The 22,866-nt window shown below is 63.1% G+C and carries 22 protein-coding genes; 14 read left to right on the top strand and 8 right to left on the bottom strand.

The features are described 5' to 3' along the window. Positions 1 to 63 precede the first annotated feature (63 nt). Positions 64 to 1,305, top strand: a complete 1,242-nt coding sequence (locus BUC36_RS12880; RefSeq protein WP_073275792.1) for a DUF945 family protein — start codon at positions 64 to 66, stop codon at positions 1,303 to 1,305. Between the two features lie 309 nt (positions 1,306 to 1,614). Here BUC36_RS12880 and BUC36_RS12875 read toward each other — a convergent pair whose 3' ends face one another. From BUC36_RS12875 to alaE, 4 genes are all read right to left on the bottom strand, one after another. Beyond that, positions 1,615 to 1,968 carry a DUF4870 family protein gene (locus BUC36_RS12875; protein WP_073275791.1) on the bottom strand — a complete coding sequence of 118 codons (354 nt, stop codon included), beginning with the start codon at positions 1,966 to 1,968 and terminating at the stop codon, positions 1,615 to 1,617. A 154-nt stretch (positions 1,969 to 2,122) separates the two neighbouring features. After that, positions 2,123 to 3,499 (bottom strand): response regulator, encoded by a 1,377-nt coding sequence (locus BUC36_RS12870; RefSeq protein WP_084536003.1) that lies wholly within the window; start codon positions 3,497 to 3,499, stop codon positions 2,123 to 2,125. A gap of 199 nt (positions 3,500 to 3,698) precedes the next feature. Beyond that, positions 3,699 to 4,391, bottom strand: a complete 693-nt coding sequence (locus tag BUC36_RS12865) for an aspartate/glutamate racemase family protein (protein ID WP_073275788.1) — start codon at positions 4,389 to 4,391, stop codon at positions 3,699 to 3,701. Positions 4,392 to 4,414: 23 nt separating this feature from the next. Beyond that, a complete protein-coding gene (gene alaE / locus BUC36_RS12860) occupies positions 4,415 to 4,906 on the bottom strand; it encodes an L-alanine exporter AlaE (protein WP_084536001.1) in 492 nt (163 codons plus the stop codon). A gap of 258 nt (positions 4,907 to 5,164) precedes the next feature. Here alaE and BUC36_RS12855 point away from each other — a divergent pair, with 258 nt between their 5' ends. Further along, entirely contained in the window at positions 5,165 to 5,701 is a 537-nt protein-coding gene (locus BUC36_RS12855; protein ID WP_073275784.1) for a PadR family transcriptional regulator, read from the top strand. Between the two features lie 284 nt (positions 5,702 to 5,985). Here the strand turns inward: BUC36_RS12855 and BUC36_RS12850 are convergent, their stop codons facing one another. Then, entirely contained in the window at positions 5,986 to 7,131 is a 1,146-nt protein-coding gene (locus BUC36_RS12850; protein ID WP_073275783.1) for a beta-ketoacyl-ACP synthase III, read from the bottom strand. 227 nt (positions 7,132 to 7,358) lie between these two features. Then, positions 7,359 to 8,033, bottom strand: a complete 675-nt coding sequence (locus BUC36_RS12845; RefSeq protein WP_073276159.1) for a ComF family protein — start codon at positions 8,031 to 8,033, stop codon at positions 7,359 to 7,361. A gap of 191 nt (positions 8,034 to 8,224) precedes the next feature. On the opposite strand from BUC36_RS12845, the gene bioB reads away from it, so the two are divergent. Genes bioB through bioC form a run of 3 tightly spaced genes read left to right on the top strand, consistent with a single transcriptional unit; the run spans position 8,225 to position 12,029 of the window. Continuing rightward, a complete protein-coding gene (gene bioB / locus BUC36_RS12840; RefSeq protein ID WP_073275781.1) occupies positions 8,225 to 9,292 on the top strand; it encodes a biotin synthase BioB in 1,068 nt (355 codons plus the stop codon). Continuing rightward, positions 9,289 to 10,482, top strand: coding sequence for an 8-amino-7-oxononanoate synthase (gene bioF / locus BUC36_RS12835; RefSeq protein WP_073275779.1), 1,194 nt, complete (start codon positions 9,289 to 9,291; stop codon positions 10,480 to 10,482). Before bioB ends, bioF begins: the two co-directional genes overlap by 4 nt. Further along, on the top strand, positions 10,479 to 12,029 hold the full coding sequence (bioC, locus tag BUC36_RS12830; protein ID WP_084535998.1) for a malonyl-ACP O-methyltransferase BioC: 1,551 nt from the start codon (positions 10,479 to 10,481) through the stop codon (positions 12,027 to 12,029). The genes bioF and bioC overlap by 4 nt, the downstream gene beginning before the upstream one ends. Before the next feature lie 67 nt (positions 12,030 to 12,096). Here bioC and BUC36_RS12825 read toward each other — a convergent pair whose 3' ends face one another. After that, positions 12,097 to 12,582, bottom strand: a complete 486-nt coding sequence (locus tag BUC36_RS12825) for a L,D-transpeptidase family protein (protein WP_073275777.1) — start codon at positions 12,580 to 12,582, stop codon at positions 12,097 to 12,099. 283 nt (positions 12,583 to 12,865) lie between these two features. Between BUC36_RS12825 and bioD the strand changes: the two genes are divergently transcribed. The 7 genes from bioD (at position 12,866) to creD (ending at position 20,161) form a co-directional block, all read left to right on the top strand. Beyond that, positions 12,866 to 13,555, top strand: coding sequence for a dethiobiotin synthase (gene bioD / locus BUC36_RS12820; protein ID WP_073275775.1), 690 nt, complete (start codon positions 12,866 to 12,868; stop codon positions 13,553 to 13,555). Positions 13,556 to 13,660: 105 nt separating this feature from the next. Then, positions 13,661 to 15,442, top strand: coding sequence for an acyl-CoA dehydrogenase C-terminal domain-containing protein (locus BUC36_RS12815; protein ID WP_073275773.1), 1,782 nt, complete (start codon positions 13,661 to 13,663; stop codon positions 15,440 to 15,442). A gap of 148 nt (positions 15,443 to 15,590) precedes the next feature. Further along, the gene (locus tag BUC36_RS12810) at positions 15,591 to 15,782 is read left to right on the top strand and encodes a DUF3094 family protein (protein WP_073275772.1); all 192 of its coding nucleotides are present in this window, start codon (positions 15,591 to 15,593) and stop codon (positions 15,780 to 15,782) included. An 8-nt stretch (positions 15,783 to 15,790) separates the two neighbouring features. Then, on the top strand, positions 15,791 to 16,459 hold the full coding sequence (locus BUC36_RS12805) for a nitroreductase family protein (protein WP_073275770.1): 669 nt from the start codon (positions 15,791 to 15,793) through the stop codon (positions 16,457 to 16,459). A 96-nt stretch (positions 16,460 to 16,555) separates the two neighbouring features. Continuing rightward, positions 16,556 to 17,245 (top strand): two-component system response regulator CreB, encoded by a 690-nt coding sequence (gene creB / locus BUC36_RS12800; protein WP_073275768.1) that lies wholly within the window; start codon positions 16,556 to 16,558, stop codon positions 17,243 to 17,245. Between the two features lies 1 nt (position 17,246). Further along, positions 17,247 to 18,686 carry a two-component system sensor histidine kinase CreC gene (gene creC, locus BUC36_RS12795; RefSeq protein WP_073275766.1) on the top strand — a complete coding sequence of 480 codons (1,440 nt, stop codon included), beginning with the start codon at positions 17,247 to 17,249 and terminating at the stop codon, positions 18,684 to 18,686. A gap of 128 nt (positions 18,687 to 18,814) precedes the next feature. Then, entirely contained in the window at positions 18,815 to 20,161 is a 1,347-nt protein-coding gene (creD, locus tag BUC36_RS12790; RefSeq protein WP_073275764.1) for a cell envelope integrity protein CreD, read from the top strand. A gap of 85 nt (positions 20,162 to 20,246) precedes the next feature. Here the strand turns inward: creD and BUC36_RS12785 are convergent, their stop codons facing one another. Then, complete coding sequence (locus tag BUC36_RS12785; RefSeq protein WP_073275762.1) at positions 20,247 to 20,714, bottom strand: EVE domain-containing protein; 468 nt, start codon at positions 20,712 to 20,714, stop codon at positions 20,247 to 20,249. A gap of 122 nt (positions 20,715 to 20,836) precedes the next feature. Between BUC36_RS12785 and BUC36_RS12780 the strand changes: the two genes are divergently transcribed. Next, on the top strand, positions 20,837 to 21,925 hold the full coding sequence (locus BUC36_RS12780; RefSeq protein ID WP_073275760.1) for a sensor histidine kinase: 1,089 nt from the start codon (positions 20,837 to 20,839) through the stop codon (positions 21,923 to 21,925). Positions 21,926 to 21,929: 4 nt separating this feature from the next. Continuing rightward, positions 21,930 to 22,766, top strand: a complete 837-nt coding sequence (locus tag BUC36_RS12775) for a LytR/AlgR family response regulator transcription factor (RefSeq protein WP_200797273.1) — start codon at positions 21,930 to 21,932, stop codon at positions 22,764 to 22,766. Positions 22,767 to 22,866: the final 100 nt, after the last annotated feature.

Below are 22,866 nucleotides of genomic sequence, written 5' to 3'. Positions count from 1 at the left end.
AGGCTTCTGTCACAGAGAATCTGTTAAGATCGTCGCTGGTCTTTCGAATCGAATTGTTTCGCCATGAATTTACTGCGGATTACTCTTTTTTCCCTGCTGGGTCTGACTGTAGCGGCTGCACTTGCGGCCCCCGGATTGATCGGCCCCAAGGTGGAGGAAATCTGGAAGCAACAGTTAGCCCGACTGCAGGGCGGAAACAGCGTCGGTTATAAACGCGGCTGGTTTGGCGCCGAGACCAGTACTGAACTCACCGGCGAGGATGGCGAAACGGAGCTGCTCACGGCCATCCAGCACGGCCCGGTGCTCTTTACCGCGCGCGGCCCGCGTATTGGGCTCGTGTACAGTGAAACCCAACTGTCTGTCGAGCGGATGGCGCCGCAGTTGCGCGCGCAGCTGGAAAATATTTACGGGCGCCTGGAACAGAGCCCGCTGGTGCTCGAGTCCCTGGTGAAGACCGACAACCGCGTCGTCAATCACTTGCGGTTGGCGCCTTTCTCACACGGCGGTGCCAACGGCGAACTCAGTTTCGATGGCGGGCGGGTTGTGATCGAAACGGATTACAGCGGTGCGCTGCTGACCGGCTCGGTGGAGCTGGGCTCACTGCGCCAGACCGAGAGTGGACAGGAAACACTGTATACCGAGCCCGTTAGTGGCGAGTTCCGGTTTGTACCCGGCGAAGGCGGCGAGGCAGCACTGAAACTGCCACTGCTGCGCGCCGAGTCGGAGTCGGGCCCGCTGGAGCTGCGCGATATCCGCCTGCAGCTGACTCTGGAGCAATTGGCCGGGGGGCTGCTAAAACTGGTTTCCGATCTGCAGCTGCCCCAGGTGCAGTCCGCGACACCGATCACGTCACTGCAACAGCAGGTGACGCTGCCGCAGATTCATGTGGCGGACCTGGTGCACTATCTGCGCGCACTGCTGCCGACCGCCGCGCGCGACTGGCCGCAAAAAATGCAGCGGCCGCTGCAGTTGCAGCAACAACTGGCCGTGCAATCCCGCAACGGCCCGGTGTTGGTGGATGCGGATATCGACTGGCGCGGGCTGCCTGCAAACGGGCGACGCGACAAGGCAGTGAATCAGTGGCTGACGCCGCTTACCGGCACCATGACATTCAGCGCAGCGGAGCAGGCGCTGTTACAGTCGCCCCTGGTCGGGCAGGCCATGATGTTGCGCCAGTACGGACTGTTGCTGGAGAGCAACGGAGAGCTACAGATGCACTTGCAGGTCGACAAGGGGCAATTGCAGGTGAATGGGCAGCTGCTGCCGCCAGACCTGTTCATGATGGCACTGATGGGCGACTTCTAGCGCTTGGCGAGCACTGCTCGCCGCTAGAAGTCGCGCCCGGCCAAGGAAGGCCGGGCCGGAAGCCACTCCAGGGACGGCTGCTCGCGAATATCCCGATCATAAACGCTTGGCGAGCACTGCTCGCCGCTAGAAGTCGCGCCCGGCCAAGGATGGCCGGGCCGGAAGCCACTCCAGGGACGGCTGCTCGCGAATATCCCGATCATAAACGCTTGGCGAGCACTGCTCGCCGCTAGAAATCGCGCCCGGCCAAGGAAGGCCGGGCCGGAAGCCACCCCAGGGACGGCCACTCGCAAAATAATCTTATCTATATCAATACGCCGGCCGATTATCCGCCAGCACCAGCCAGCCGCGAATCACCCGGTAAACCACCCACAGCCAGCTGATCCCGAGGATCAGGAAGCCGATTCCAAAGACCCACACGGTCGCCCAGCCCACCACGAACCACAGAATGCTGAACCAGAAGGTGCGTATCTGCCAGCGGAAATGGGATTCGGCCATGGTGCCGCGCACGTCGCCGCGCTTGAAATAGTTGATCAGGACGCCGACGAAGAAGGGCACGGCGGTAAACAGGCTGATGGCCTGGATCAGGTAGACCAGGGTGGCCAGGTCGCGGCCGCTCTGCTCGCGGGCTTCCTGGGTTTTGGCGGGGAACTGCTCGGGCATAGTGTTTTCTCGCGGGGAATTCAGCTCACTATTGTGCGGGCACTGGCCCGCTTTTCAACTGGTGTCGATTCCAATGACGCTGTTCACCGGCTGCCTGGATGCAACTGTGCCCGTAATTTCCGCCAAACCGGTCGCTTGAAGTGGGCCTGTGTCGTTATTTCAGCGCCCACTCGGTATGTACATTCTGCTCGCGCCAGGCTTTGAGCTGTCGCACCGATTCGCGCATCAGGTTCAGCAGCTCTGTGCGTTGGTGGCGACAGTATTCCCGCTCGCTGTCGATCGACAGGCGGGCCGCGAGTGCGCGCAGGCGTGCCGCCACCGCCTCCAGACCGATCTCTTCCGCGCTCTCGGCAATGGCTTGCGCCTGCTGCTCTGCATCCAGCCAGTGACGACCGGTCAGCGCACTGGTAAGTGCGGTCGTGCGTTTCGGCAGGGTGGCGCAGCGGTCGCTGAGCAGCTCGGCGAAGGGCAGGTGGCCAATGGTGTCACGCTGTCGGCTCAGGGTGTTGGTGTTGACCAGGCGGGTGGGGCGCGCCGGCTTCTTGGCTGCGGCGGAGCCATTTGCGCGACGGGTAACCCAATCGAGCAGTTGCCGCAGTTGTTTTTCGGCGACCGGGCGCGCCAGTACACCGGTCAGCCCCCTGGCCTGATAGCGCTCGCGGTCGCCGGCGCGGGGGTCGCTGACCAGGGCGAAAATCGGCAGCTCGGGACCGACGCCGCGACGGATCTTCTGTGCCGTCTCGATGCCGTCCATCAGCGGCAGTTGTCTGTCGATCAGTATCAGGTCGAATTTCTGTTGCAGGGCCGCATCGGCACCGTCGACACCGTTGTTTTCCCATACTACCTGGTGACCCTGGGCCACCAGGTCATCGCGCAACGACACCTGGTTTTCGTTTTCCAGCAGCAGTATCGACAGGCCATTTTCCCGGCGCTGTTGTTTTTTTTCCGGCAGTGTCAGCTCGACCGTTTCCATACCGCCGAAACGCTGGATTTCCTCCAGTGATGTTTTTGCAGTTTTGAGTTGGCGTTGCGCCGTTTCGATCAGCTCGGCGGCATCGCCGTCACCACTGCGGGCGAGCAGGCTGAGTGTCCCCTCCAGGGCACTCAGTGGCTGGCGCAGATGGTGACCCGTGATGGCGAGCAGATCGGATTTCTCCTGTTGCTGTTTCTTGAGCTGTTCGCGCGCTTCCGCAATTTGCCGTTCACGCGCGGCGAGTTCGCTGCCGTAGGACTGCAGCTGGCGGTAAATCTTATTGTTTTCATCTTTCATGGTGGCCGCCCGCTGTTCGCTGTCGGCGGTTTCACTGCGCAGGCGCAGCCAGAGCGTCAGCGCGAAGAGTGACGTCGACAATAGTGCGATGCCGAGGAGCGCGGGCCACAGCAATGTGACACGGGTTCCGGTCAGAGATAGCGGCGCCGCGCTGACGCTGGTCGGGAGTAAGATGACAATGCCCGGTAGCGCTTTGCCAAACCAGGCGCGCAGGCCAAAACAGGGAGCGGTGTCTTCCCCACGAGACATGGTGTTATTCATCCTTGTTACCACTTGTGTTGGCGCGAACTAAATCCTGCAGTTCGCATTAATTGGTAGTGAAAATGACCTCCGTCGGCTTCAGGTCAGTTTGATACTGCAATCCGGCGGCGCGCACAAGCGAAATTTGCGGCAATGCTGTCGAAAAAAGGGACCAAAGTACTAACTAAGTAGGGGGCAGTTGCAGCTGCCAGTTTTGGGGTCACGCGGCCTGAGGCAGGCGTTCCTGCAGCAACTGCAGCATGCGCTCGGACGGCAGGAAGAGACGAATGCCGTCGCAGTGGGCGAGCAGTTCACGATAAAAATAGTCGAAGTGCGTACAGCCGAGAATCAATATCTGCACGCCACTTTTCACCAGCGCCGCTGCCAGATCGTCCAGGGCATGTTGTTGCACGATCATCTCTGGCGCCAGGCCGTCCTCGATGTCCTCGACGATCTGCAGGTTGCCAATGCCGATGACCTTGGCAGTCTTGTTGCGGGACAGAATCTCGCGCTCGATATTGGCACAGCTCTGACAGTTGGCCGCCAGCAGGCCGAAGTTGCGGTAACGCTGGGTCAGCTCCGCATAGGCCTCCAGCGGTGACACCACTTCTATAGGGGCGGCGGCTTTGACCGCTGCCATATCCACCGCGCCTGACAGCGAGTTGCAGTAGATCATCGCCGCCTCGGCGCCGGCCTGGTGCAGCTGCCGGATTGCCTGGATCAGCTGCTCGGTCAATGCGCCGCGCTCCAGGGCCTGTAGCTGCGTCTGCGCCTGGGGCGACGCGGACAGCGATACGCCGATGCCGCGCACCTGCCGGGCCGCCAGGAACTCCAGACCGAAACGGGTATCGGTGGGGGTTCCGGCAACCACGCCCAGAGTCATGGCGCTCACAGAAACGGCGTTGGTCAGCACAGCGTAATCCTCTCTGGTCACTCTCAGGCGAGCGCGCGCGGCTCAATCAGGGGGCGCCTATTTATCCACAGGCGGCGCAGCCAGTCGAGGTAAATTCCGTAGGGGCGACCCAGCGCACCGGCGATCAGTATGAAGGTGAGGCTGGCGGTGGCAATTTCCGCCCAGTCGGCGCCGCCCAGCACCATATTGCTCAGATACAGTGGGAACTGGAAACTCAGGAAGACGAAGGTGTCCACCAGGTAGGTGTTCACTGGCCCGCCTCCGCCGAAGCGGTTGATGATCAGGTTGCGGTAGAGGCTGAACGGGCGCGCGATCACCGTGTTAAAGATCACGGCCAGCAGGCGCACCTTCAGGTGCTCCTGCCAGCTCATGCCTGCCAGCAGCAGCTCGATGGGCACGGCGATGGCCCAGGAAAAGCTGTTCATGGCGAAGATGTCCAGGAAAAACTCGCGCCGACGTGAGGGCGTACTGACGGCGGCCTCGGCGGTTTGCGGATGCAGTGCGGGGGCGGACATGGACTTGGGTACCTCTGGAAAACGACAAGCCGCCGGCACGGGCCGGCGGCTAATAATGGCTGGCGATTATATCCACAGTTTGCGCAAATGCTAGTCTTCTATATTAAATAGTTGCTGATAACGATATAACCATCCTAATGTTTCAGTTGTTTGTAATCTCAATATTTTAAATTTGATCTTTTCCCGCTTGGCGTGGCCGGCATCCCGCCGCTAAAGCGGTTAATATGAAACTCTTTGCATAAGAGGATCGGAGTCCCCATGTCCCTGCGCTACGCCGTTCTTACCCTGCTCGATATCGAGCCGGGCAGTGGCTACGATCTGAAGCGCCGCTTTGAGCGCAGCGTGTCGCACTTCTGGAGCGCCAGCCACCAGCAGATGTACCGCGAACTGCACAAGCTGCACGAGGAGGGCCTGCTGGACTGTACGGAGCAGCGCCAGGAGGGTAAACCGGACAAGAAGATCTACAGCCTCACCGAAATGGGCCGCGCCGCGCTGCGGGAGTGGGTACAGCGGCCGGCGTCGGCGCAGAAGATTCGCGAGCCGTTCCTGATCCAGCTGTTCGCCGGTCATCTATTAGACCGAGAACAGGCGCGCGAGGCGGTGCAGCGCCAGCTGCGGGAGCACCGCGCGCTGTTGCAGGGCTACGAGGAGCAGAACGAGCGGGTGCTACAGCGAGATCCAGCGGTCAATGAGCGCTACTGGCTGGCGCACCAGACCCTGCTGCTGGGTATCGAGGCGGAAAAGACCTGGATTGCCTGGGCGGAAAATCTGCTGCTGCAACTGGAGCAGAAATAAAAAAAAAGCTGGGCACAGCCCGGGCAGACAGTTGATAAACCCCGCATTCAGTTCTGAGCTGGTGCGGTGGCGGCCAAGCGCTAGGACGAGCATTTCGAAACGCTGTGAATACATCCCTGTAAGCTCCGTCGGCGACGGTCCGGCCGCTGCACGCATTCGCGGCGCCTTCGGCCCTGTCGCCGACGGTTCGAAATGCTCGACCTAGCACTTCGCCTTAAATTTTGACTGCATAACTTTGCCAGCAACCTGAGCCGGGCACAGCCCGGCTTTTTAGTGGGTGCGGATCAGAGTGAGATCTTCTCCACCACCAGGCTGCCGATCGAGTAACCGGCGCCGAAGGAGCAGATAACGCCGCGCTCCCCGGGCTGCAGGTCGTCGCTGTACAGGTTGAAGGCGATCACCGAACCGGCGCAGCCGGTATTGGCGTAACGGTCCAGTACGATCGGCGCGCGCTCCTCGTTGGTGTCGTCGCCCATCAGCTTCTTCGCGATCAGGTTGTTCATATTGATATTGGCCTGGTGCAGCCAGTAGCGGCGTATACCCGTCGGCTCGCTGCCGAGCTCGCGCACGTGCTGCTCGATATGCGCGGCGGCCATGGGGCAGACTTCCTTGAACACCTTGCGGCCGTTCTGGCGGAAGGTCTTGCCGGGGCCGAAAGGGTCCACGTCCGCGGCGCGGGCGGTAAAGCCGAAGTTGGAGCGGATGTTGTTGGAGAATACCGTCTTCGCCTTGGTACCGAGCACTTCCCAGGCGGCATCCACGTTACAGGTGTCGCTGCGCTCGACCACACTGGCCACAGCCACATCGCCGAAAATGAAGTGGCTGTCGCGGTCGGTGAAATCGATCTGCGGCGAGGGCATTTCCGGGTTGATCACCAGTGCGGCGCGCGCGGCACCGGATGCGACGGCGTCTACTGCGCGCTGCAGCGAGAAGGTCGCGGAGGAACAGGCCACTTCCATGTCGAAGGCGAAACCGTCGATACCCAGTGCGCCCTGTATCTCGATGGCGATGGCCGGGTAGGCGCGCTGCATATAAGAGGCGCCGACGATCACAAGGTCGATGTCTTCGGGCTTCTTGTTCGCCTTCTCCAGCGCCAGTTTCGCCGCCTTGACGCCGATCTCCGCCTGCAGGCAGAGTTCGTCGTCCGGACGTTCCGGCAGGTAGGGGCGCATGCGCTGCGGATCCAGGATGCCATCGCGGGAAACCACATAACGGCTCTTGATGCCGGATGCCTTTTCGATGAACTCTGCCGAAGAGTAAGGTTTGGCGCTCAGTTCGCCGGACTCGATCTCGGCGGCGTGCTCGCGGTTGTACTGCTCCGCGTGGGCGTTGAAAGCCTCCACCAGCTCTTCATTGCTGATGGCGTCGGGCGGCGTCCACAAACCGGTACCGCTGATAACAATACCCCGTGGCAACTTGAATTCATTCATCGCTGATTCCCCGGCTCGCAGCGAACGGCGCGCGAGCTTAGTCACTAATTAGAACCTTAGCAGTGCCGGCATGGTTGAGACGTGGGTGCCAGGCCGGCAAAGGGCGGCAATTGCGACCGGGGCCATCCATGGCCCCGGTCTGCGGGCGCCGTTGGCGCCTAATTCCGCTTTGGGCGCAATTGTGACGGGAATGTCAATTTCGGTCTATGCCCGGTCGGGCCGAAGAGTCAGGGTGTTCTGGCCAGCGCGTAGGCGCTGACCTGCGCCGCGCCGGCGGCGAGCAGCGTGCGCGCGGCGGCCTCCAGTGTCGCGCCGGTGGTGATCACATCGTCCACCAGGCCTATGTGCAGGCCGGCAACAGCCTCACCCACCGCAAAGCTCTGGCTCAGATTGCGCAGGCGCTGGGCGCGTTTCAGTTGCAGCTGGGTCTCGGTAGCGCTGCGCTTGCGCAGCAGGCGTGAATGTACCGGTAGTTGCCACTGGCGGCCGAATTCGACCGCGATCAGTTGCGCCTGGTTGTAGCCGCGACTCCAGTAGCGGCGCCAGTGCAGCGGAATGGGCACCAGCAGATCTGGCCGTCGGTCGCGCGGCTCGATCGCCACTGCGGCCAGCCGCGCAAGGCTGTGGCCGGCGGCCAGATCGCCGCGGTATTTGAAATGCTGCACCAGCTGGCCGATCGGGAAGGCGTAGTGCCAGGCCGCACTGGCGGAGGAGAAACTGGGCGGCCGCTGCAGACAGCGCGGGCAGCTGGTCGCGCCCCGTGGGAGCGGCAGCGCGCAGGTTCCGCAGGCGTCGTGCAGATAGGGCAGCTCGGCCGAGCAGGGCGCGCAGAGCCCGTTGCCGGTGGCGCTGTCGCCGCACAGCAGGCAGCGCGCCAGTCGCGGCGCCACGGAGTGTGACAAAAAGTGCGAAATCAGTCTGTAAACCATTCCTTGGCCATTTGGTTGACAGCGATCTGACCCCCGCTAAACTGGCCAGTCTGTTTATGTCGAAATTGCCCTGCCGCCGGCCTCAGCACGGCGGTTCCTCGCGGCCCGGGGGTCGCGTCATACAGCAAGTAGAGAGATTACGCCCAGTGACTGCAGCCCAGCAAATGCCCACCGCCTCCCTTCAACACTACGGCGAGAGCCGCCACGACTGGACTCGCCAACAGGTACTGGATCTGTTTGCGCTGCCGTTCAACGACCTGCTGTTCACCGCCCAGCAGGTGCATCGAGTGCATTTCGATGCCAACCGCGTGCAGGTCAGCACCCTCTGCTCGATCAAGACCGGCGCCTGCCCCGAGGATTGCGCCTACTGTCCGCAGAGCGCGCGCTACGACACCGGCCTGGAGCGCGAGAAGCTGATGAAGGTGGAGAAAGTACTGGAAGAGGCCCGCGCGGCCAAGGCCAGTGGTGCCACCCGTTTCTGCATGGGCGCCGCCTGGCGCTCGCCGAAGAAGAAGGACATGCCCTATGTGACGCAGATGGTGCGCGAGGTGAAAGCGCTGGGTATGGAGACCTGCATGACCCTGGGCATGCTGAATGACGATCAGGCGCAAGAGCTGGCCGATGCCGGCCTCGACTACTACAACCACAACCTGGACACCTCGCCCGAGTACTACGGCGAGATCATCACCACCCGCACTTACCAGGATCGCCTGGAGACCCTCGGCCGGGTGCGCGCCGCGGGCATGAAAGTCTGCGCCGGCGGCATCATCGGCATGGGCGAAGGCGAGAAGGACCGCGCCGGCCTACTGATGCAGCTGGCCAACCTGCCGGACCACCCGGAGTCGGTGCCGATCAACATGCTGGTGAAGGTCGCCGGTACGCCGCTGGAAGAAGAGCGAGATCTGGACCCGTTCGAGTTTATCCGCTGCATCGCCGTGGCCCGCATCATGATGCCGAAATCCCATGTGCGCCTGTCCGCGGGCCGCGAGGCGATGAGCGACGAGATGCAGGCGATGGCGTTCCTCGCCGGCGCCAACTCTATCTTCTACGGTGAGAAGCTGCTGACGACGGCCAACCCGGAAGCCAACAAGGACATGCAGCTGTTCCAGCGCCTCGGTATCCAGCCGGAGGAGTACCAGCAGTATGCGGATGAAGCCGCGGTGGAGGCCGAGCTGGCGGCGCAGATTACCGAACAGCAGAACGACCCGTTTTTCTACGACGCGGCCAAATGACCCTGAATCAAACCCTGCGCCAGCGCCTCGATGAGCGGCGTCGGCGCAACCTGTACCGTGAACTCAAGACCCTGGCCGCCGCGCCGGGGCCGCGGGCACTGGTGGACGGCCGCGAGCTGCTGACCTTCAGCAGCAACGACTATCTCGGCCTCGCCACCCACCCGGGCGTCATTGCCGCCCAGCAGACCGGCGCCAAACTGGGTGCCGGCGCTACCGCCTCCCACCTGGTCAACGGCCACCTGCAGGTCCACCGGGACCTGGAAGGCAAGATCGCCGAGATTTCCGGGCGCGAGGCGGCGCTGGTGTTTTCCAGTGGCTATATGGCCAATGTCGGTACCATCTGTGCGCTGGTGGGCCGCGGCGACAATGTCATCTCCGATCGGCTCAATCACGCTTCCCTGATCGACGGTGCGCGCCTGTGCGGCGCCAACAGCCTGCGTTTTGCCCACAACGATCTCGACGGGCTGCAGCGCCAGCTGCAGCGCGCGGCCGCCAATGGCGGCAATACTCTTGTTGTCGTCGACGGTGTCTACAGCATGGACGGTGACTGCGCGCCGCTGGCGGGCATTGCCGAACTCTGCCGCCGCCACGATGCCTGGCTGATGGTCGACGAAGCCCACGGCTTCGGCGTGATGGGCAGCCCACAGCTGCCGCTGGCCGGCAGTATTGCCAGTGCCGGACTGGGGCAGGATGACGCGCCGGTCATGATGGGCACCCTCGGCAAGGCGGCCGGCAACGCCGGTGCTTTCGTGGCCGGCTCGCGGGAGCTGATCGACTACCTGGTGCAGTTCGCACGCCCGTATATCTACACCACCGGGATGCCGCCGGCGGTGGCGGCCGGTGCACTGGCCGCACTCGAGGTGATGCAGCGCGAGCCGGAACGCTCCGCCCGGCTGCAACGCAATATCGGCTTCTTCCGCAAGCGCGCCGCGCAGCTGCGGCTACCCTTGGTGGAATCCGCTAGCCCGATACAGCCGCTGCTGCTCGGCGATGAAGCTGCGGTGATGGCGATAGCGGCCGAGCTGCAGCAGCGCGGCTTCCTGGTCGGCGCGATACGCCCGCCGACGGTGCCAGAGGGCACGGCGCGGCTGCGCATCACCCTCAGTGCCAACCACAGCGAGGCGCAGATCGACCAGCTGCTTACCGCACTGGCCGCAAGCCTGTGCGACTATTCCGCGGAGGCACCGTGAAGCCGGTGGCGCATCTGGTATTCCTGCACGGCTGGGGCGGCGACCGGCGCCTGTGGCAACCGCTGCTCGACGCCCTGGGCGAAAACGGCCCGCTGGCGATCAGCAGCCTAGAACTGCCCGGTTTCGGCGACGCGTCCGACCGCGCCTGGCCGACTGACGAACAATTGCTGCAACAGCTCTGTGAACAGCTGCCGCACAACTGTGTGCTGGTCGGGCATTCACTCGGCGGCATGCTCGCCGCGTGTCTCGCCGCCGGGGCGGGGCGGGAGAAAATTGCCGGGCTGATCACCATCGCTGCCAATGGCAGCTTCCTGCAGCGGGACGACTGGCCGGGTATGCATCCGCAGACCTTCGCCGCTTTCCGCCAGTCGCTGACGGCCGAGCCGCTGGCGACCTGGGAGAAATTCTGCGGCCTGCAGGCGCGCGGCGATAGTTCGATGCGCGCGGTGCTGAAACAACTGAAACAGTGGCCGCCGCAAAGTATCGGCGATGCCTGGGGGCAGGCACTGGACTGCCTCGCGCGCCTGGATAATCGCGAACTGTTGTCGCGAATGTCGATGCCGTCGCTGCATATTTTTGGCGACAGGGATGCACTGGTGCCGGTCGCGGCGGCGGAGCGCTTGCGCGTATCGGCGGGGGCTATCGAGGTGCTGGCCGGCTGTGGTCACGTACCGCAGCTGTCCGCCGCGGAGCTGGTTGCGGAAAAAATCCGCCATTTCCTGCGCGACCTGAACGGCGGCGAAACCCCGTTCGACAAGCGTGCGGTGGCCAGATCCTTTGGTCGCGCCGCCAGCAGTTACGACGCCTGTGCGCACCTGCAGCGGGCCGTGTGCCGCCAGCTGCTGCGCGAGGCGGACAGTGTCTGGGCGCCGAAAACCATTCTCGATCTGGGCAGCGGCACCGGCTATGGCAGCGAGTTGCTGCGCCAGCGCTTTCCGCAGGCGCAGATTCTTTCCCTGGACCTGGCCGAGGGCATGCTGCAGTACGCGCGCAGCGAGCGCCCGGTGGCCGACGGCTATATCGCCGCCGATGCCGAGCAGCTGCCGCTGGCGGATGGCTGTGTCGACCTGGTGTTCTCCAGCATGGCGCTGCAGTGGTGTTATCGCCTGCCGCAGCTGTTCGCCGAGCTGCACCGGGTGCTGGCGGACGGCGGTCGCTGCCTGGTGGCGACGCTCGGGCCCGGCACCCTGCGGGAACTGAGAGACAGCTGGGCGCAGGTGGACGACTCTGTACACGTAAACCGCTTCCTGCCACTGCAGCAGTGGCAGGAAGCGGCGATCCACAGCGGGCTGCCGGGAGACGTGCGCACTGAGGAGCGGGTGCTGCACTTCGACAACGTGCGCCAGCTGATGCACGAGCTCAAGAGTGTCGGCGCGCACAATGTGAACCGCGGCGCGGACCGCGGTATGACCGGACGCGCCAAGCTGCGCCGGCTCGCTGCGGCTTATGAGTCGCTGCGCGGTCGCGCCGGGCTGCCGGCCAGTTATGACGTGATTTACCTGAAGCTGCTGCGCGACGCGCAGGGGCAGCTGGCGGGGCGCGCCTGACGGCGCTCTCTGGAAACGAAAACGCGGGCCAGCTGGCCCGCGCAGATATTGGAAGTTGGGTCGGATATCAGGGGTAGATATCGATCGGCGTCGGGGTTTTCACCATCGCCCAGATCTCGTCCATCTCGCGGTTGGTCACCGCGATGCAGCCGTCGGTCCAGTTCATCTTCTGCAGGTACTTTTCCATACCGACCCACTGCGGTTTCATGCCGTGGATCATGATGTCGCCGCCCGGGTTGACGCCCATTCTGGCGGCGCGGGCACGGTCGCGCTTGTTCGGGTAGGAAATGTGGATTGAGCGGTAGAAGCGGCTCTTGGGGTTTTTCCAGTCGAGCGTGTAGCGGCCTTCCGGCGTGCGCTCGTCGCCCTGGCGAACCTTGTGGCCCCTGGGGTTTTCCCCGAAGACGACCTTGTAGCTTTTGACTACGCGGCCGTCGCGCTTTAGCTGCATCAGGCCTTTGGATTTGTACACGACCACATGGTCGACCGGTTTGACTGTGGCGGAGGCGAACAGCGGCGCCGTCAGAAGCAGGGCAAAAATCAGGTATCGCATGGTCTCAATAAGCAAGTTAAATAGTTTTCAGTTTTTCCGTCGGTCCGGTAGCTTCCGTGCTCTCCCTCTTCCCCTTTGGGAAAAAGTTTTGACAGCGTTGTCTTTCTCTGCCAGCCCGATGCAAATCGGGGCGTATATTTAGGCAATTATCCCAACCCCGATGTGAAAACACTTTCGAAAGTGGTTAAAAATTGCTCTATGTGGGTAATTTATCATCAACTAGTCGGCGTTTAAAGAGGCGTCAAACAAAAAGTCGAAATTTCCCGACCTGAGGAGTGGTGTTGTGACTCGAACCTATTTTGTCGCCGGAACCGATACTGAAGTCGGCAAGACTTATGTGACCGCAGCACTGCTCGCAAGTGCCGCAAATGCCGGATTAAAGACAGCGGCGGTGAAGCCCGTGGCCTCCGGCTGCGAGTCCACCGACGCGGGGTTGCGCAATGCCGACGCGCTGCTGCTGCAAGAGGCGATGACCCTCGAGCTGCCCTACCAGCAGGTCAATCCTTTTGCGCTGGAACCGGCCATAGCGCCGCACATCGCCGCGATGGAAGCGGGTAAATCGCTGAATCTGTCGCGCATGGCCGGAGTCTGCCGCGGCGTCATGTCCACCGGTGCCGACCTGGTTCTGATCGAGGGCGCCGGCGGCTGGCGCACGCCGCTCGGCCCCAGGGCATTTTTGTCGCAGCTGCCGCGGGAGCTGAATATCCCGGTGATTCTGGTCGTTGGCATGCAGCTGGGCTGTATCAACCACGCGCTGCTGACCGCCGAGGCGATCCGGCGCGACGGCCTGCCGCTGGCGGGCTGGGTGGCGAACTTTGCACGTGAGGGCATGGCGCGGCCGGAGGAGAATCTGGCGACTCTGAAGGCGCTGCTGCCGGCGCCGCTACTGGGCACGCTGCCGTTCGACGAGCGGGCCGACTACCGGCGGGCGGCGCACCTGCTCGACCTGGGGCCGCTCACACCCACCCCATAACGGCGAATTAATCACCAGCTTCGGTCCGTCAGCGCAGTTGACAAGAGGTCGCTTCGCGCCTAGATTCAAACAATCGTTTGAAACACTTGATTGAGGACCGGGAGCATGGCCGAGTACAAGGCGCCACTGCGGGAGATGAATTTCCTGCTGCACGAAGTATTTGCTGCGGAAGAACTCTGGGCGCAGCTGCCCGGACTGGCGGGCGCGGTGGACCGCGAAACGGCGGACGCGATTCTCGAGGAGATGTCCAAGCTCGCCGCGAATACGCTGGATCCGATCAACCGCAGCGGCGACGAAGAGGGCTGTCAGTGGAACGACGGTGTCGTCACCACGCCCGCGGGCTTCAAGGAGGCCTATGCCACCTTCTGTGAGGGCGGCTGGGGCGCGCTGCTGGGCAACCCACAATACGGCGGCATGGGTATGCCGAAGATGCTCGGCGCCCAGGTCGAGGAGATGATCAACTCCGCCAATATTTCCTTCGCGCTCTACCCGGTGCTGACCAACGGCGCCTGCCTGGCCATCGACGCCCACGCCAGCGAGGCGCTGAAACAGCAGTACCTGCCGAAGATGTACGAGGGCACCTGGTCCGGCGCCATGGATCTGACCGAGCCGCACGCCGGTACCGACCTGGGTATCATCCGCACCAAGGCGGAGCCGCAGGAAGACGGCAGCTACAAGATTACCGGCAGCAAGATTTTCATTACCGGCGGCGATCAGGACCTGTCGGAAAACGTCATTCACCTGGTGCTGGCGAAGCTGCCGGATGCACCGAAGGGGCCCAAGGGCATCTCCCTGTTCCTGGTGCCCAAATTCCTGGTCAATGAAGACGGCAGCCTTGGCGAGCACAACCACGTCAGCTGCGGCTCCATCGAACACAAGATGGGAATCAAGGCGTCCGCCACCTGCGCGATGAACTTCGACGGTGCCAAGGGCTGGCTGGTCGGCGAGGTGAACAAGGGCCTCGCCGCCATGTTCACGATGATGAATTACGAGCGCCTGGGTGTCGGTATCCAGGGCCTGGGCGCGTCCGAGCGCTCCTATCAAAACGCACTGGAATACGCCCGCGACCGCGTGCAGAGCCGCTCGCCCTCCGGCGCGCAGCAGCCGGAAAAGGCCGCCGACCCGATTATCGTGCACCCGGACGTGCGCCGCATGCTGCTGACCCAGAAGGCGCTGATCGGCGGCGGCCGCGCGCTGTCCACCTATGTGGCCAAGTGGCTGGATATCTCCAAGTTCGGCGAGGGTGAGGAGAAGAAGAATGCAGAGGCGATGGTCGCGCTGCTCACGCCGGTCGCCAAGGCTTTCTTCACCGACAAGGGCCTCGACTGTACCGTGATCGGCCAGCAGGTGTTCGGCGGCCACGGCTATATCCGCGAGTGGGGCCAGGAACAGCTGGTGCGCGATGTGCGTATCACCCAGATCTACGAGGGCACCAACGGCATCCAGGCGCTCGACCTGGCGGGCCGCAAGACCGTCGCCAACGGCGGCGCCCTGTTCGAGCTGTTTGCCGCCGACGTGCAGGCGTTTATCGACGCGGAAGTCGATCGCGAGGAGATGGCAGAGTTTGTGCAGCCGCTGGCAGCGGAGCTGCAGCGTCTGAGAGACGCCACCGACAAGATGATCGCCGCAGCGCAGGAGGACCCGCACGCGCCGGGTGCCGCCTCGGTGGAATACCTGCACCTGTTCGGCTATGTGGCCTACGCCTTTATGTGGGCGAAGGTGGCCGCGGTGGCGCTGCCGCAGGTCGAGCAGGACAGCTTCTACAAGGGCCAGGTAAAAACCGCGCGCTTCTACTTCGCGCGCCTGCTGCCGCAGGCCCAGGCCCTGGCCGCCAGCGTCAATGCCGGCAGTGCCACGCTGATGGATATCGAAGACGAGCTGTTCTGACAGCACTGATTCACTTTTTGATCTGCCGATCAGGCCCCGCATTGCGGGGCTTTTTTGTTTCCGCCGTGCGCTGAATGGCTTGCGGCACTTTTGTCGGCCGGCGCTATCTTCTAGACTCGTGGCAAAGAATAACGAGCACCACTGCCATATGTCCGAACAACCGCACAAGAAACTCTCTGACGAAGACCAGGCCAAGGTCGACAACTACCTGCACAGCGGTATCAACAAGGTGGAGCGCAAACCGTTCCGGCCGCTGCTGTTACTGCTGGTGATCGTGGGTATTCTGACCCTGTTGTCGCTGGTCAGTATCTTTATCGCGCGCACCAAAGGCGTAGTCTGAGGAGCCTTATGAATCAGGAAAAACCCTTTCTGCCGCTGCAGTTCGAACGCCTCGGGGAGGCGGAAATGTGCGAGCGCGCGCGGGCGTTCACCGAATTGATGCGCAGCCGCCGCAGCGTGCGCGACTTCTCCGCCGAGCCGGTGCCGCGACAGGTGATCGAAGAGGCCATCCGCACTGCCGGTAGCGCGCCCAGCGGCGCCAATATGCAGCCGTGGCATTTCGTCGTGGTCGAGAGTGCGGAGATCAAGCGGCAGATACGCCTGGCCGCGGAAGAGGAGGAGCGCGAGTTCTACCAGCGCCGCGCCTCGGCGGAGTGGCTCAGTGCGCTGGAGCCGCTGGGTACCGACGCCGACAAGCCGTTTCTGGAAACTGCGCCCTATTTGATCGTGATCTTCCTGAAGAAGTTTTCCAACAGTGACGCCGGCGAGAAGCTGAAAAACTATTACACCGCCGAATCCGTCGGTATCGCCACCGGGATGCTGATCGCCGCGCTGCACAATGCCGGCGTGGCGACACTGACCCACACGCCCAGCCCGATGAAGTTCCTCAACGAGATCCTCGGCCGCCCGTCGACGGAGAAGCCCTACATGATCCTGGTGGCGGGCCTGCCGGCGCAGGATGCCGAGGTTCCGGCGATCGACAAGAAGCCGCTGGCGGAAATCGCGGATTTCGTGTGAGGCACTCTGGCCCCCGGGCTGGCAATTTCGCTGTAGGTGCGCCGACCAGTGGGCGGTGCAATTGAACAAACTGACAGAACTTGAGCGTTGGGCCCGATGCCAAAAATCCTGATCGTCGAAGACGAAGCCGCAATCGCCGATACGCTGGTCTATGCCCTGCAGGCCGAGGGCTTTGTCACGCGCTGGGTGGAGGTCGCCGGTGAAGCGCTGGCGCTGCTCGAAAGTGAACCCTTTGACCTGGTGATTCTGGACGTCGGGCTGCCGGATATCAGCGGCTTTGAAGCCTGCAAACGCCTGCGCCGTTTCTCCGAGGTGCCGGTAATTTTCCTCACCGCGCGCAACGAGGAGATAGACCGGGTGGTGGGCCTGGAAATCGGCGCAGATGATTATGTGATCAAGCCCTTCAGCCCGCGCGAGCTGGCGGCGCGCGTCAAGGCCATCCTCAAGCGCGTGGCACCGCGCACCGCGATGGAATCGGCGGCGGGCGAGCCCGCGGGGTATTTCCGCGTCGACTTGATGCGCTACCAGATTCATTTTCACGATCAGCTGCTGCCGCTGACCCGCCACGAATTCCGCCTGCTCGAAACCCTGCTGGGCCAACCGGGGCGGGTGTTCTCCCGCGAGCAACTGCTCGATGCCCTGGGGGTGGCCAGCGAGGCCGGCTACGAGCGCAATATCGACAGCCATATCAAGGACCTGCGTGCCAAGCTGCGGGCGGTGGCGCCCGCCGCCAAGCCGATCCAGACCCACCGCGGGCTGGGTTACAGCTGCAGTCTGGAGCGCTGAGATGCCGCTCGGGGTCCGCATCTTTGCGGTCTACTTCCTGTTCGTGGGCCTGGCCGGCTGGTTCGTGCAGAGCACGGTGATGGACGAGATCCGCCCCGGCGTGCGCCAGTCCACCGAGGAGACCCTGGTGGATACCGCCAACCTGCTGGCCGAAATCCTGCGCGAAGATGTCAGCACCGGGAGCCTGGCACAGAGCCATCTGCCCGCGCTGCTGGAGGCCTACGGCCGGCGCCAGCCGCAGGCCAATATCTGGGGGCTGACGAAAAACCAGGTCAACCACCGCATCTACGTGACCGACGCCCGCGGCACCGTACTGCTGGATTCCAGCGGCCGGGCGCTGGGCCAGGACTATTCGCGCTGGAACGACGTGTACCTGACCCTGCGCGGCGACTACGGTGCGCGCTCCACCCGCGAGGACCCGGACAACCCGGAATCCTCGGTGATGTATGTGGCGGCGCCGATCCTCGATGGTGAGCAGATTATCGGTGTGGTCTCGGTGGCCAAGCCCAACCGCACCCTGCAGCCCTATATCGAACGTTCGCAGCGGCGCCTGAGTTGGCTCGGTGCCGGCCTGATTACCCTCGGGCTGCTGGTCGGCGCACTGCTGTCGTGGTGGCTCAGCCGCGCGCTGGGCAAGTTGACCCACTACGCCCAGGCTGTCAGTGAGGGACACCGCGCCGAGCCGCCGCGGCTGCCCAGCGGCGAACTGGGGCAGCTGGCGATGGCGGTGGATCATATGCGCACCGAGCTGGAGGGCAAGGCCTATGTAGAGCGCTACGTGCACACCCTGACCCACGAGCTGAAGAGCCCGCTGGCGGCGATTCGCGGCGCCGCCGAATTGCTCGGTGGAGAGTCGCTCGACGGCGAGATGCCCGCGGAGCAGCGCCGGCGTTTCGTCAGCAATATCCAGCAGGAGAGCGCGCGCCTGCAGCAGTTGAGTGAACGCCTGCTGCACCTCGCCCAGGTGGAACAGCGCCAGGGCCTGGAGGAGCGGGTGGCAGTGTCGCTGGCGGCCCTGGTGGAAGAACTGGTATCGGCCCAGCAGGCGCGTATCACCGCGGGCAAGCTGCGGGTGGAGCGCTCGTTGGATCCGACATTGCAGCTGTGTGGCGAGCGCTTTCTGTTGCGGCAGGCGCTGGCCAACCTGCTCGACAACGCGCTGGACTTTACGCCGCCCGGCGGGCTGATTCGATTCAGCGCCGAGCGGCATGGGAGCCGCGTAGAAATCGGCCTGTTCAACGAGGGTGCGGCGATTCCCGAATATGCGCTGGAGCGACTGACTGAGCGCTTCTACTCCCTGCCGCGGCCGGACGGCGGGCGCAAGAGCACCGGCCTGGGGCTCAACTTTGTGCAGGAGGTCGCCGCGCTGCACGGCGGCGAGCTGGCCGTCGGCAACGTAGACGGCGGTGTGCTGGTGCGCCTGAGCCTGCCGGGAGCCTGAGCGGCAGCTCTGCGACCGCCGAATCTCCACAAAGTCTCCATCTTCGCTCCATCTCCCCGCCATCGGCTCCCCATATTGGCAATTCACACTCTGTGCCATCGACATTAATCGACACGGAGAGCTGAACCATGAACCGAACCCTGGCCTTCAAATTGGGCGCTATCGCCCTGCTGATACTGCTGTTGCTGATCCCCCTGAGTATGATCGGCGGCCTGATTACTGAACGGCAGCACTACCAGCAAGGAGTACTGCAGGATATTGCCCGCAGCTCCAGCTACAGCCAGCAGATCATCGGCCCCATTCTCGTGGTGCCCTACGTCAAGACGATCCAGCAGTGGAAAATCCACGACAAGACTGGCGAGCGCTACGCGGAACAGCGAAAAAAGAGCGGGCAACTGTACTTTCTGCCGGACCGCTTTGCCTTCGATGCCGAATTGACCACCGAGCGACGCGCGCGGGGTATCTACGAGGCGCTGCTGTATCACAGCGACAGCCGGGTAAGCGGCCAGTTCCGCTTGCCGGCGCGGCTGGGATTGGGCGAGGAGCTGGCGCAGTACCATTTCGAGAAACCCTTTCTCTCCGTTGGCATCAGCGATATCCGCGGCATCCGCAATGACTTGCGGCTGCGCCTGAACGGCCAGACGCTGGAGTTCGCCCCCGGTAGCGGCACACCCATGCTTGGCTCCGGGGTACACGCGCAGCTGCCGGCGCTGGAGCGCGAGGGTGGCCAGACCCTGGAGTTTGCCTTCGATCTCAAACTGCAGGGCACCGAGCACCTGCGCCTGGTGCCGGTGGGCCGCGACAGCCGGGTGATGCTGAGTGCCGACTGGCCGCACCCGAGTTTCGTCGGCGAGTACCTGCCGAGCCGCCGCGAGGTGACCGATCGCGGTTTTACCGCCGAATGGCAGACCAGCTTTTTTGCCACCAACCTGGAGGAGGCGCTGCAGCGATGCGGACAGGACAGGGAGTGCGAGAGCCTGCGGCAGCGCAGTTTCGGCGTGAGCTTCCTCGATCCGGTGGATCAATATCTGAAGACAGACCGGGCGATCAAATACGCGCTGCTGTTTCTCACTCTGACCTTCGCCACCTTTTTCCTGTTCGAAGTGCTGAAACGCCTGGCGGTGCATCCGGTACAGTACACCCTGGTGGGGCTGGCGCTGGCCATGTTTTACCTGTTGCTGCTGTCGCTGTCCGAGCACATTGCCTTCGCGCGGGCCTACGGACTTTCCGCAGCCGCCTGTGTCGGCCTGATTGGCTTCTATGTCAGTTTCGTGCTGCGCAGCTGGCGTCGTGGGCTGGGCTTTGCGGCGCTGCTGGCGGCACTCTACGGACTGCTCTACGGCCTGCTCAGTGCCGAGGACTACGCCCTATTGATGGGATCGCTGCTGGTGTTCGGTGTGCTCGGTTGCATCATGGTGCTGACGCGCAAACTGGACTGGTACAGTGTGGGCCGCAATGCGCCGGAGGGCGCCTGACAAGTTCGTGCGGGCTGTGAGTTCAGTGCCCGCCGCCCCTGGCGGGGCGCAACTCCGCGCACTCCGCGCACATAGCCGCGCTTTGTCAACGCGCGGCCTGGCCCAGCCGCGCGATGGTCTTCCACTCCGTCGCTGTGACCGGCTGAATGGACAGGCGCCCCTGCTTTACCAGCACCATCTCCGCCAGCCCCGGGTTCTGCTTGATCTCTGCCAGCGGCACGGGTCGCGCGAAGTTGCTCTGCCAGCGGATATCGACGCAGTACCAGCGCGGCTGGTCGCCGCTGGCCTTGGGGTCGAAGTACTTGGATTCCGGGTCGAACTGGGCCGGATCCGGGTAGGCCGCGCGCACCACCTCGGCGGTACCCACTATCGCTGGCACCTTGCAGGCGCTGTGATAGAAGAGTACGCCATCCCCCTCCTGTACCTGATCGCGGAGAAAATTGCGCGCCTGATAGTTGCGGATACCGTCCCAGCGGCCGGTGTGGCCCCGCTCCGCGGCGAGGTCGTGAATGCTGTATTCGTCCGGCTCGGACTTGAATAACCAGAAGTTCATGCGGCAGTCTGTCCATTTGCTGCGCCGGTTGGTATTTCACCAGCGGGAGCCGCCATTTAGTATGAAGCCATACGAAAGTGTCAAATCGGCGGCCGCAAGTCGGCGCCGCGAATCGGGAATCTATGGGTAACAACGCATTTCAGTGGCTGTCCGAACGGCTGGCGATGCAGCAGTGGCAGTACTGGGCGCTGCAGCTGTCTGGCTGGGGCGGCTATACGCTGCTGACCTTTGTCGGCAGCTTTTTCTGGGTGAAGGACCACTGGCTGCACACCGGCTATATCACCGTGGCCACAGCCTCCGGCGTACTGCTGTCCGAGGCCATGCGCCGCGGCTTCCAGAAACTATGGGACAAGCCGCCGGCTACGCGCCTGTTCGGCTCACTGGTGGTGGTGATACTGGCGGCGGCGCTGTGGGCGGCAATCAAATTCGGCGGTTCATTGTGGCTCTACGGCAAGGAGAGTGACGAGCACCCCGCGGTGCTGGCGATCTACTGGTTCTCCTATTCCTTCCTGATCCTGATGACCTGGGCGGCGCTGTATTACGGCATCAAGTACTACCAGGCCTCGCTGTTGCAGCAGGAAAAAACGCTGCGGGCGGAATCCATGGCGCACCAGGCGCAGCTGAAAATGCTGCGCTATCAGCTGAACCCGCACTTCCTGTTCAATACACTGAACGCGATCTCGACCCTGATTCTCGACAGCGAGGGGCGCACGGCCAACGATATGGTGACGCGCCTGTCCCAGTTCCTGCGCCACTCGCTGGACAATGACCCGATGCAGAAGGTGACCTTGGCCAAGGAAGTCGAGGCGCTGATGCTGTACCTGGATATCGAGAAGGTGCGCTTCGCCGACCGCCTGGTAGTGAACCTGGACCTGGAAGGCGATTCGCCGCGGGCGCTGGTGCCCAGCCTGCTGTTGCAGCCGCTGGTGGAAAACGCGATCAAGTACGGTATTTCGCAGCGGGAGTGGGGCGGCGAAATCATAATCAAGGCGCGGGTCTTTGCCGGTGAGCTGCTGCTGGAAGTGAGCGACAACGGTCCGGGCATGCCGGAACAAGAACTGGCAAAACTGGGCAAAGGCTACGGCGTCGGTATTCGCAATACCTGTGAACGCCTGCGCGCGCTCTATGGCGACGAGCAGAAGGTGCGCTTCCGCAACCGTCCGGAAGGCGGTCTGGCGGTGCATATACGGATCCCCTACGAACAGGAATAAAGTTATGACCGGTACGGCTGACTCTCCCAAGACTGCAGGCATGTTGAAAGCCATTGTTATCGACGACGAGCCCTTAGCGCGTCGCGGCTTGCGCCTGCGACTGGAGCAGCTCGGCGATGTCGAAGTCATCGCCGAGTGCAGCAATGGCCGCGAGGGGCGGGAACAGATTCTGGCGCTGCACCCCGATGTGGTGTTCGTGGATATCCAGATGCCCGGCGTCAACGGCCTGGAGATGGTGCAGCAGATTCCCGTCGAGCAGCTGCCGCAGGTGGTGTTCGTTACTGCCTACGACCAGTACGCGGTGGAGGCTTTCGAAATCAACGCCGTGGATTATGTCTTGAAGCCCATTGAGGACCAGCGCCTGGCGCTGGCGCTGGGGCGGGTGCGGGACAAACTGGCCAGCGCCGATATCGCCAGCCAGCGCGAGCAATTGCTGGAAGCGGTGGCGGACCTGACCAAAGAATCCCCGGAAGCGCTGGCGCAGAAGCTGGCGGCGGGTGAGCTGGGCGGCAGTGCCTATCCGGAAAAAATTGCCATCAAGGACTCCGGCAAGATCACGCTGGTGCCGGCGCGGGAAATCGACTGGATCGACGCCGCCGGCGACTATATGTGCGTGCACGCCAACGGCGAGACGCACGTCATGCGCATCACCATGAAGGAGCTGGAGCAGCAGCTGGATCCGAAGCTGTTCCAGCGCATTCACCGCTCGACCATCGTCAACCTCAGTCGCGTGCGCGAAATCTGCGCGCATATCAACGGCGAGTACCACCTGGTTTTGAACAACGGTGAGCGACTGAAGATGAGCCGCAGTTATAAAAACAAGGTCCAGCACTTTCTGTAGAGTATCACCGGTGCGGGGCCCGAAAATTTGCCGGGCGCCCGCCGCCAAAAGCCGGCGGTTGATCGCAATCGCCTTGTCCTAATCCCGCAACCCTTTAGCC

The organism is Microbulbifer donghaiensis (assembly GCF_900129095.1).
In the GTDB taxonomy this organism is placed as follows: Bacteria; Pseudomonadota; Gammaproteobacteria; order Pseudomonadales; family Cellvibrionaceae; genus Microbulbifer; species Microbulbifer donghaiensis.
The sequence above is the reverse complement of the archived record's forward strand: the minus strand, read 5'-3'. Positions and strand labels throughout refer to the sequence as shown.

Excerpts from the sequence above, each read along its gene's own strand:
- BUC36_RS12785 (WP_073275762.1), bottom strand. The coding sequence starts at position 20,714 with ATGAACTTCTGGTTATTCAAGTCCGAGCCGGACGAATACAGCATTCAC.
- BUC36_RS12815 (WP_073275773.1), top strand. The coding sequence starts at position 13,661 with ATGGCCGAGTACAAGGCGCCACTGCGGGAGATGAATTTCCTGCTGCAC.
- creD (WP_073275764.1), top strand. The coding sequence starts at position 18,815 with ATGAACCGAACCCTGGCCTTCAAATTGGGCGCTATCGCCCTGCTGATA.
- BUC36_RS12780 (WP_073275760.1), top strand. The coding sequence starts at position 20,837 with ATGGGTAACAACGCATTTCAGTGGCTGTCCGAACGGCTGGCGATGCAG.
- creB (WP_073275768.1), top strand. The coding sequence starts at position 16,556 with ATGCCAAAAATCCTGATCGTCGAAGACGAAGCCGCAATCGCCGATACG.
- BUC36_RS12880 (WP_073275792.1), top strand. The coding sequence starts at position 64 with ATGAATTTACTGCGGATTACTCTTTTTTCCCTGCTGGGTCTGACTGTA.
- BUC36_RS12810 (WP_073275772.1), top strand. The coding sequence starts at position 15,591 with ATGTCCGAACAACCGCACAAGAAACTCTCTGACGAAGACCAGGCCAAG.
- BUC36_RS12875 (WP_073275791.1), bottom strand. The coding sequence starts at position 1,968 with ATGCCCGAGCAGTTCCCCGCCAAAACCCAGGAAGCCCGCGAGCAGAGC.
- bioB (WP_073275781.1), top strand. The coding sequence starts at position 8,225 with ATGCCCACCGCCTCCCTTCAACACTACGGCGAGAGCCGCCACGACTGG.
- BUC36_RS12870 (WP_084536003.1), bottom strand. The coding sequence starts at position 3,499 with ATGAATAACACCATGTCTCGTGGGGAAGACACCGCTCCCTGTTTTGGC.
- BUC36_RS12855 (WP_073275784.1), top strand. The coding sequence starts at position 5,165 with ATGTCCCTGCGCTACGCCGTTCTTACCCTGCTCGATATCGAGCCGGGC.
- BUC36_RS12850 (WP_073275783.1), bottom strand. The coding sequence starts at position 7,131 with ATGAATGAATTCAAGTTGCCACGGGGTATTGTTATCAGCGGTACCGGT.
- bioF (WP_073275779.1), top strand. The coding sequence starts at position 9,289 with ATGACCCTGAATCAAACCCTGCGCCAGCGCCTCGATGAGCGGCGTCGG.
- BUC36_RS12825 (WP_073275777.1), bottom strand. The coding sequence starts at position 12,582 with ATGCGATACCTGATTTTTGCCCTGCTTCTGACGGCGCCGCTGTTCGCC.
- BUC36_RS12805 (WP_073275770.1), top strand. The coding sequence starts at position 15,791 with ATGAATCAGGAAAAACCCTTTCTGCCGCTGCAGTTCGAACGCCTCGGG.
- creC (WP_073275766.1), top strand. The coding sequence starts at position 17,247 with ATGCCGCTCGGGGTCCGCATCTTTGCGGTCTACTTCCTGTTCGTGGGC.
- BUC36_RS12775 (WP_200797273.1), top strand. The coding sequence starts at position 21,930 with ATGACCGGTACGGCTGACTCTCCCAAGACTGCAGGCATGTTGAAAGCC.
- alaE (WP_084536001.1), bottom strand. The coding sequence starts at position 4,906 with ATGTCCGCCCCCGCACTGCATCCGCAAACCGCCGAGGCCGCCGTCAGT.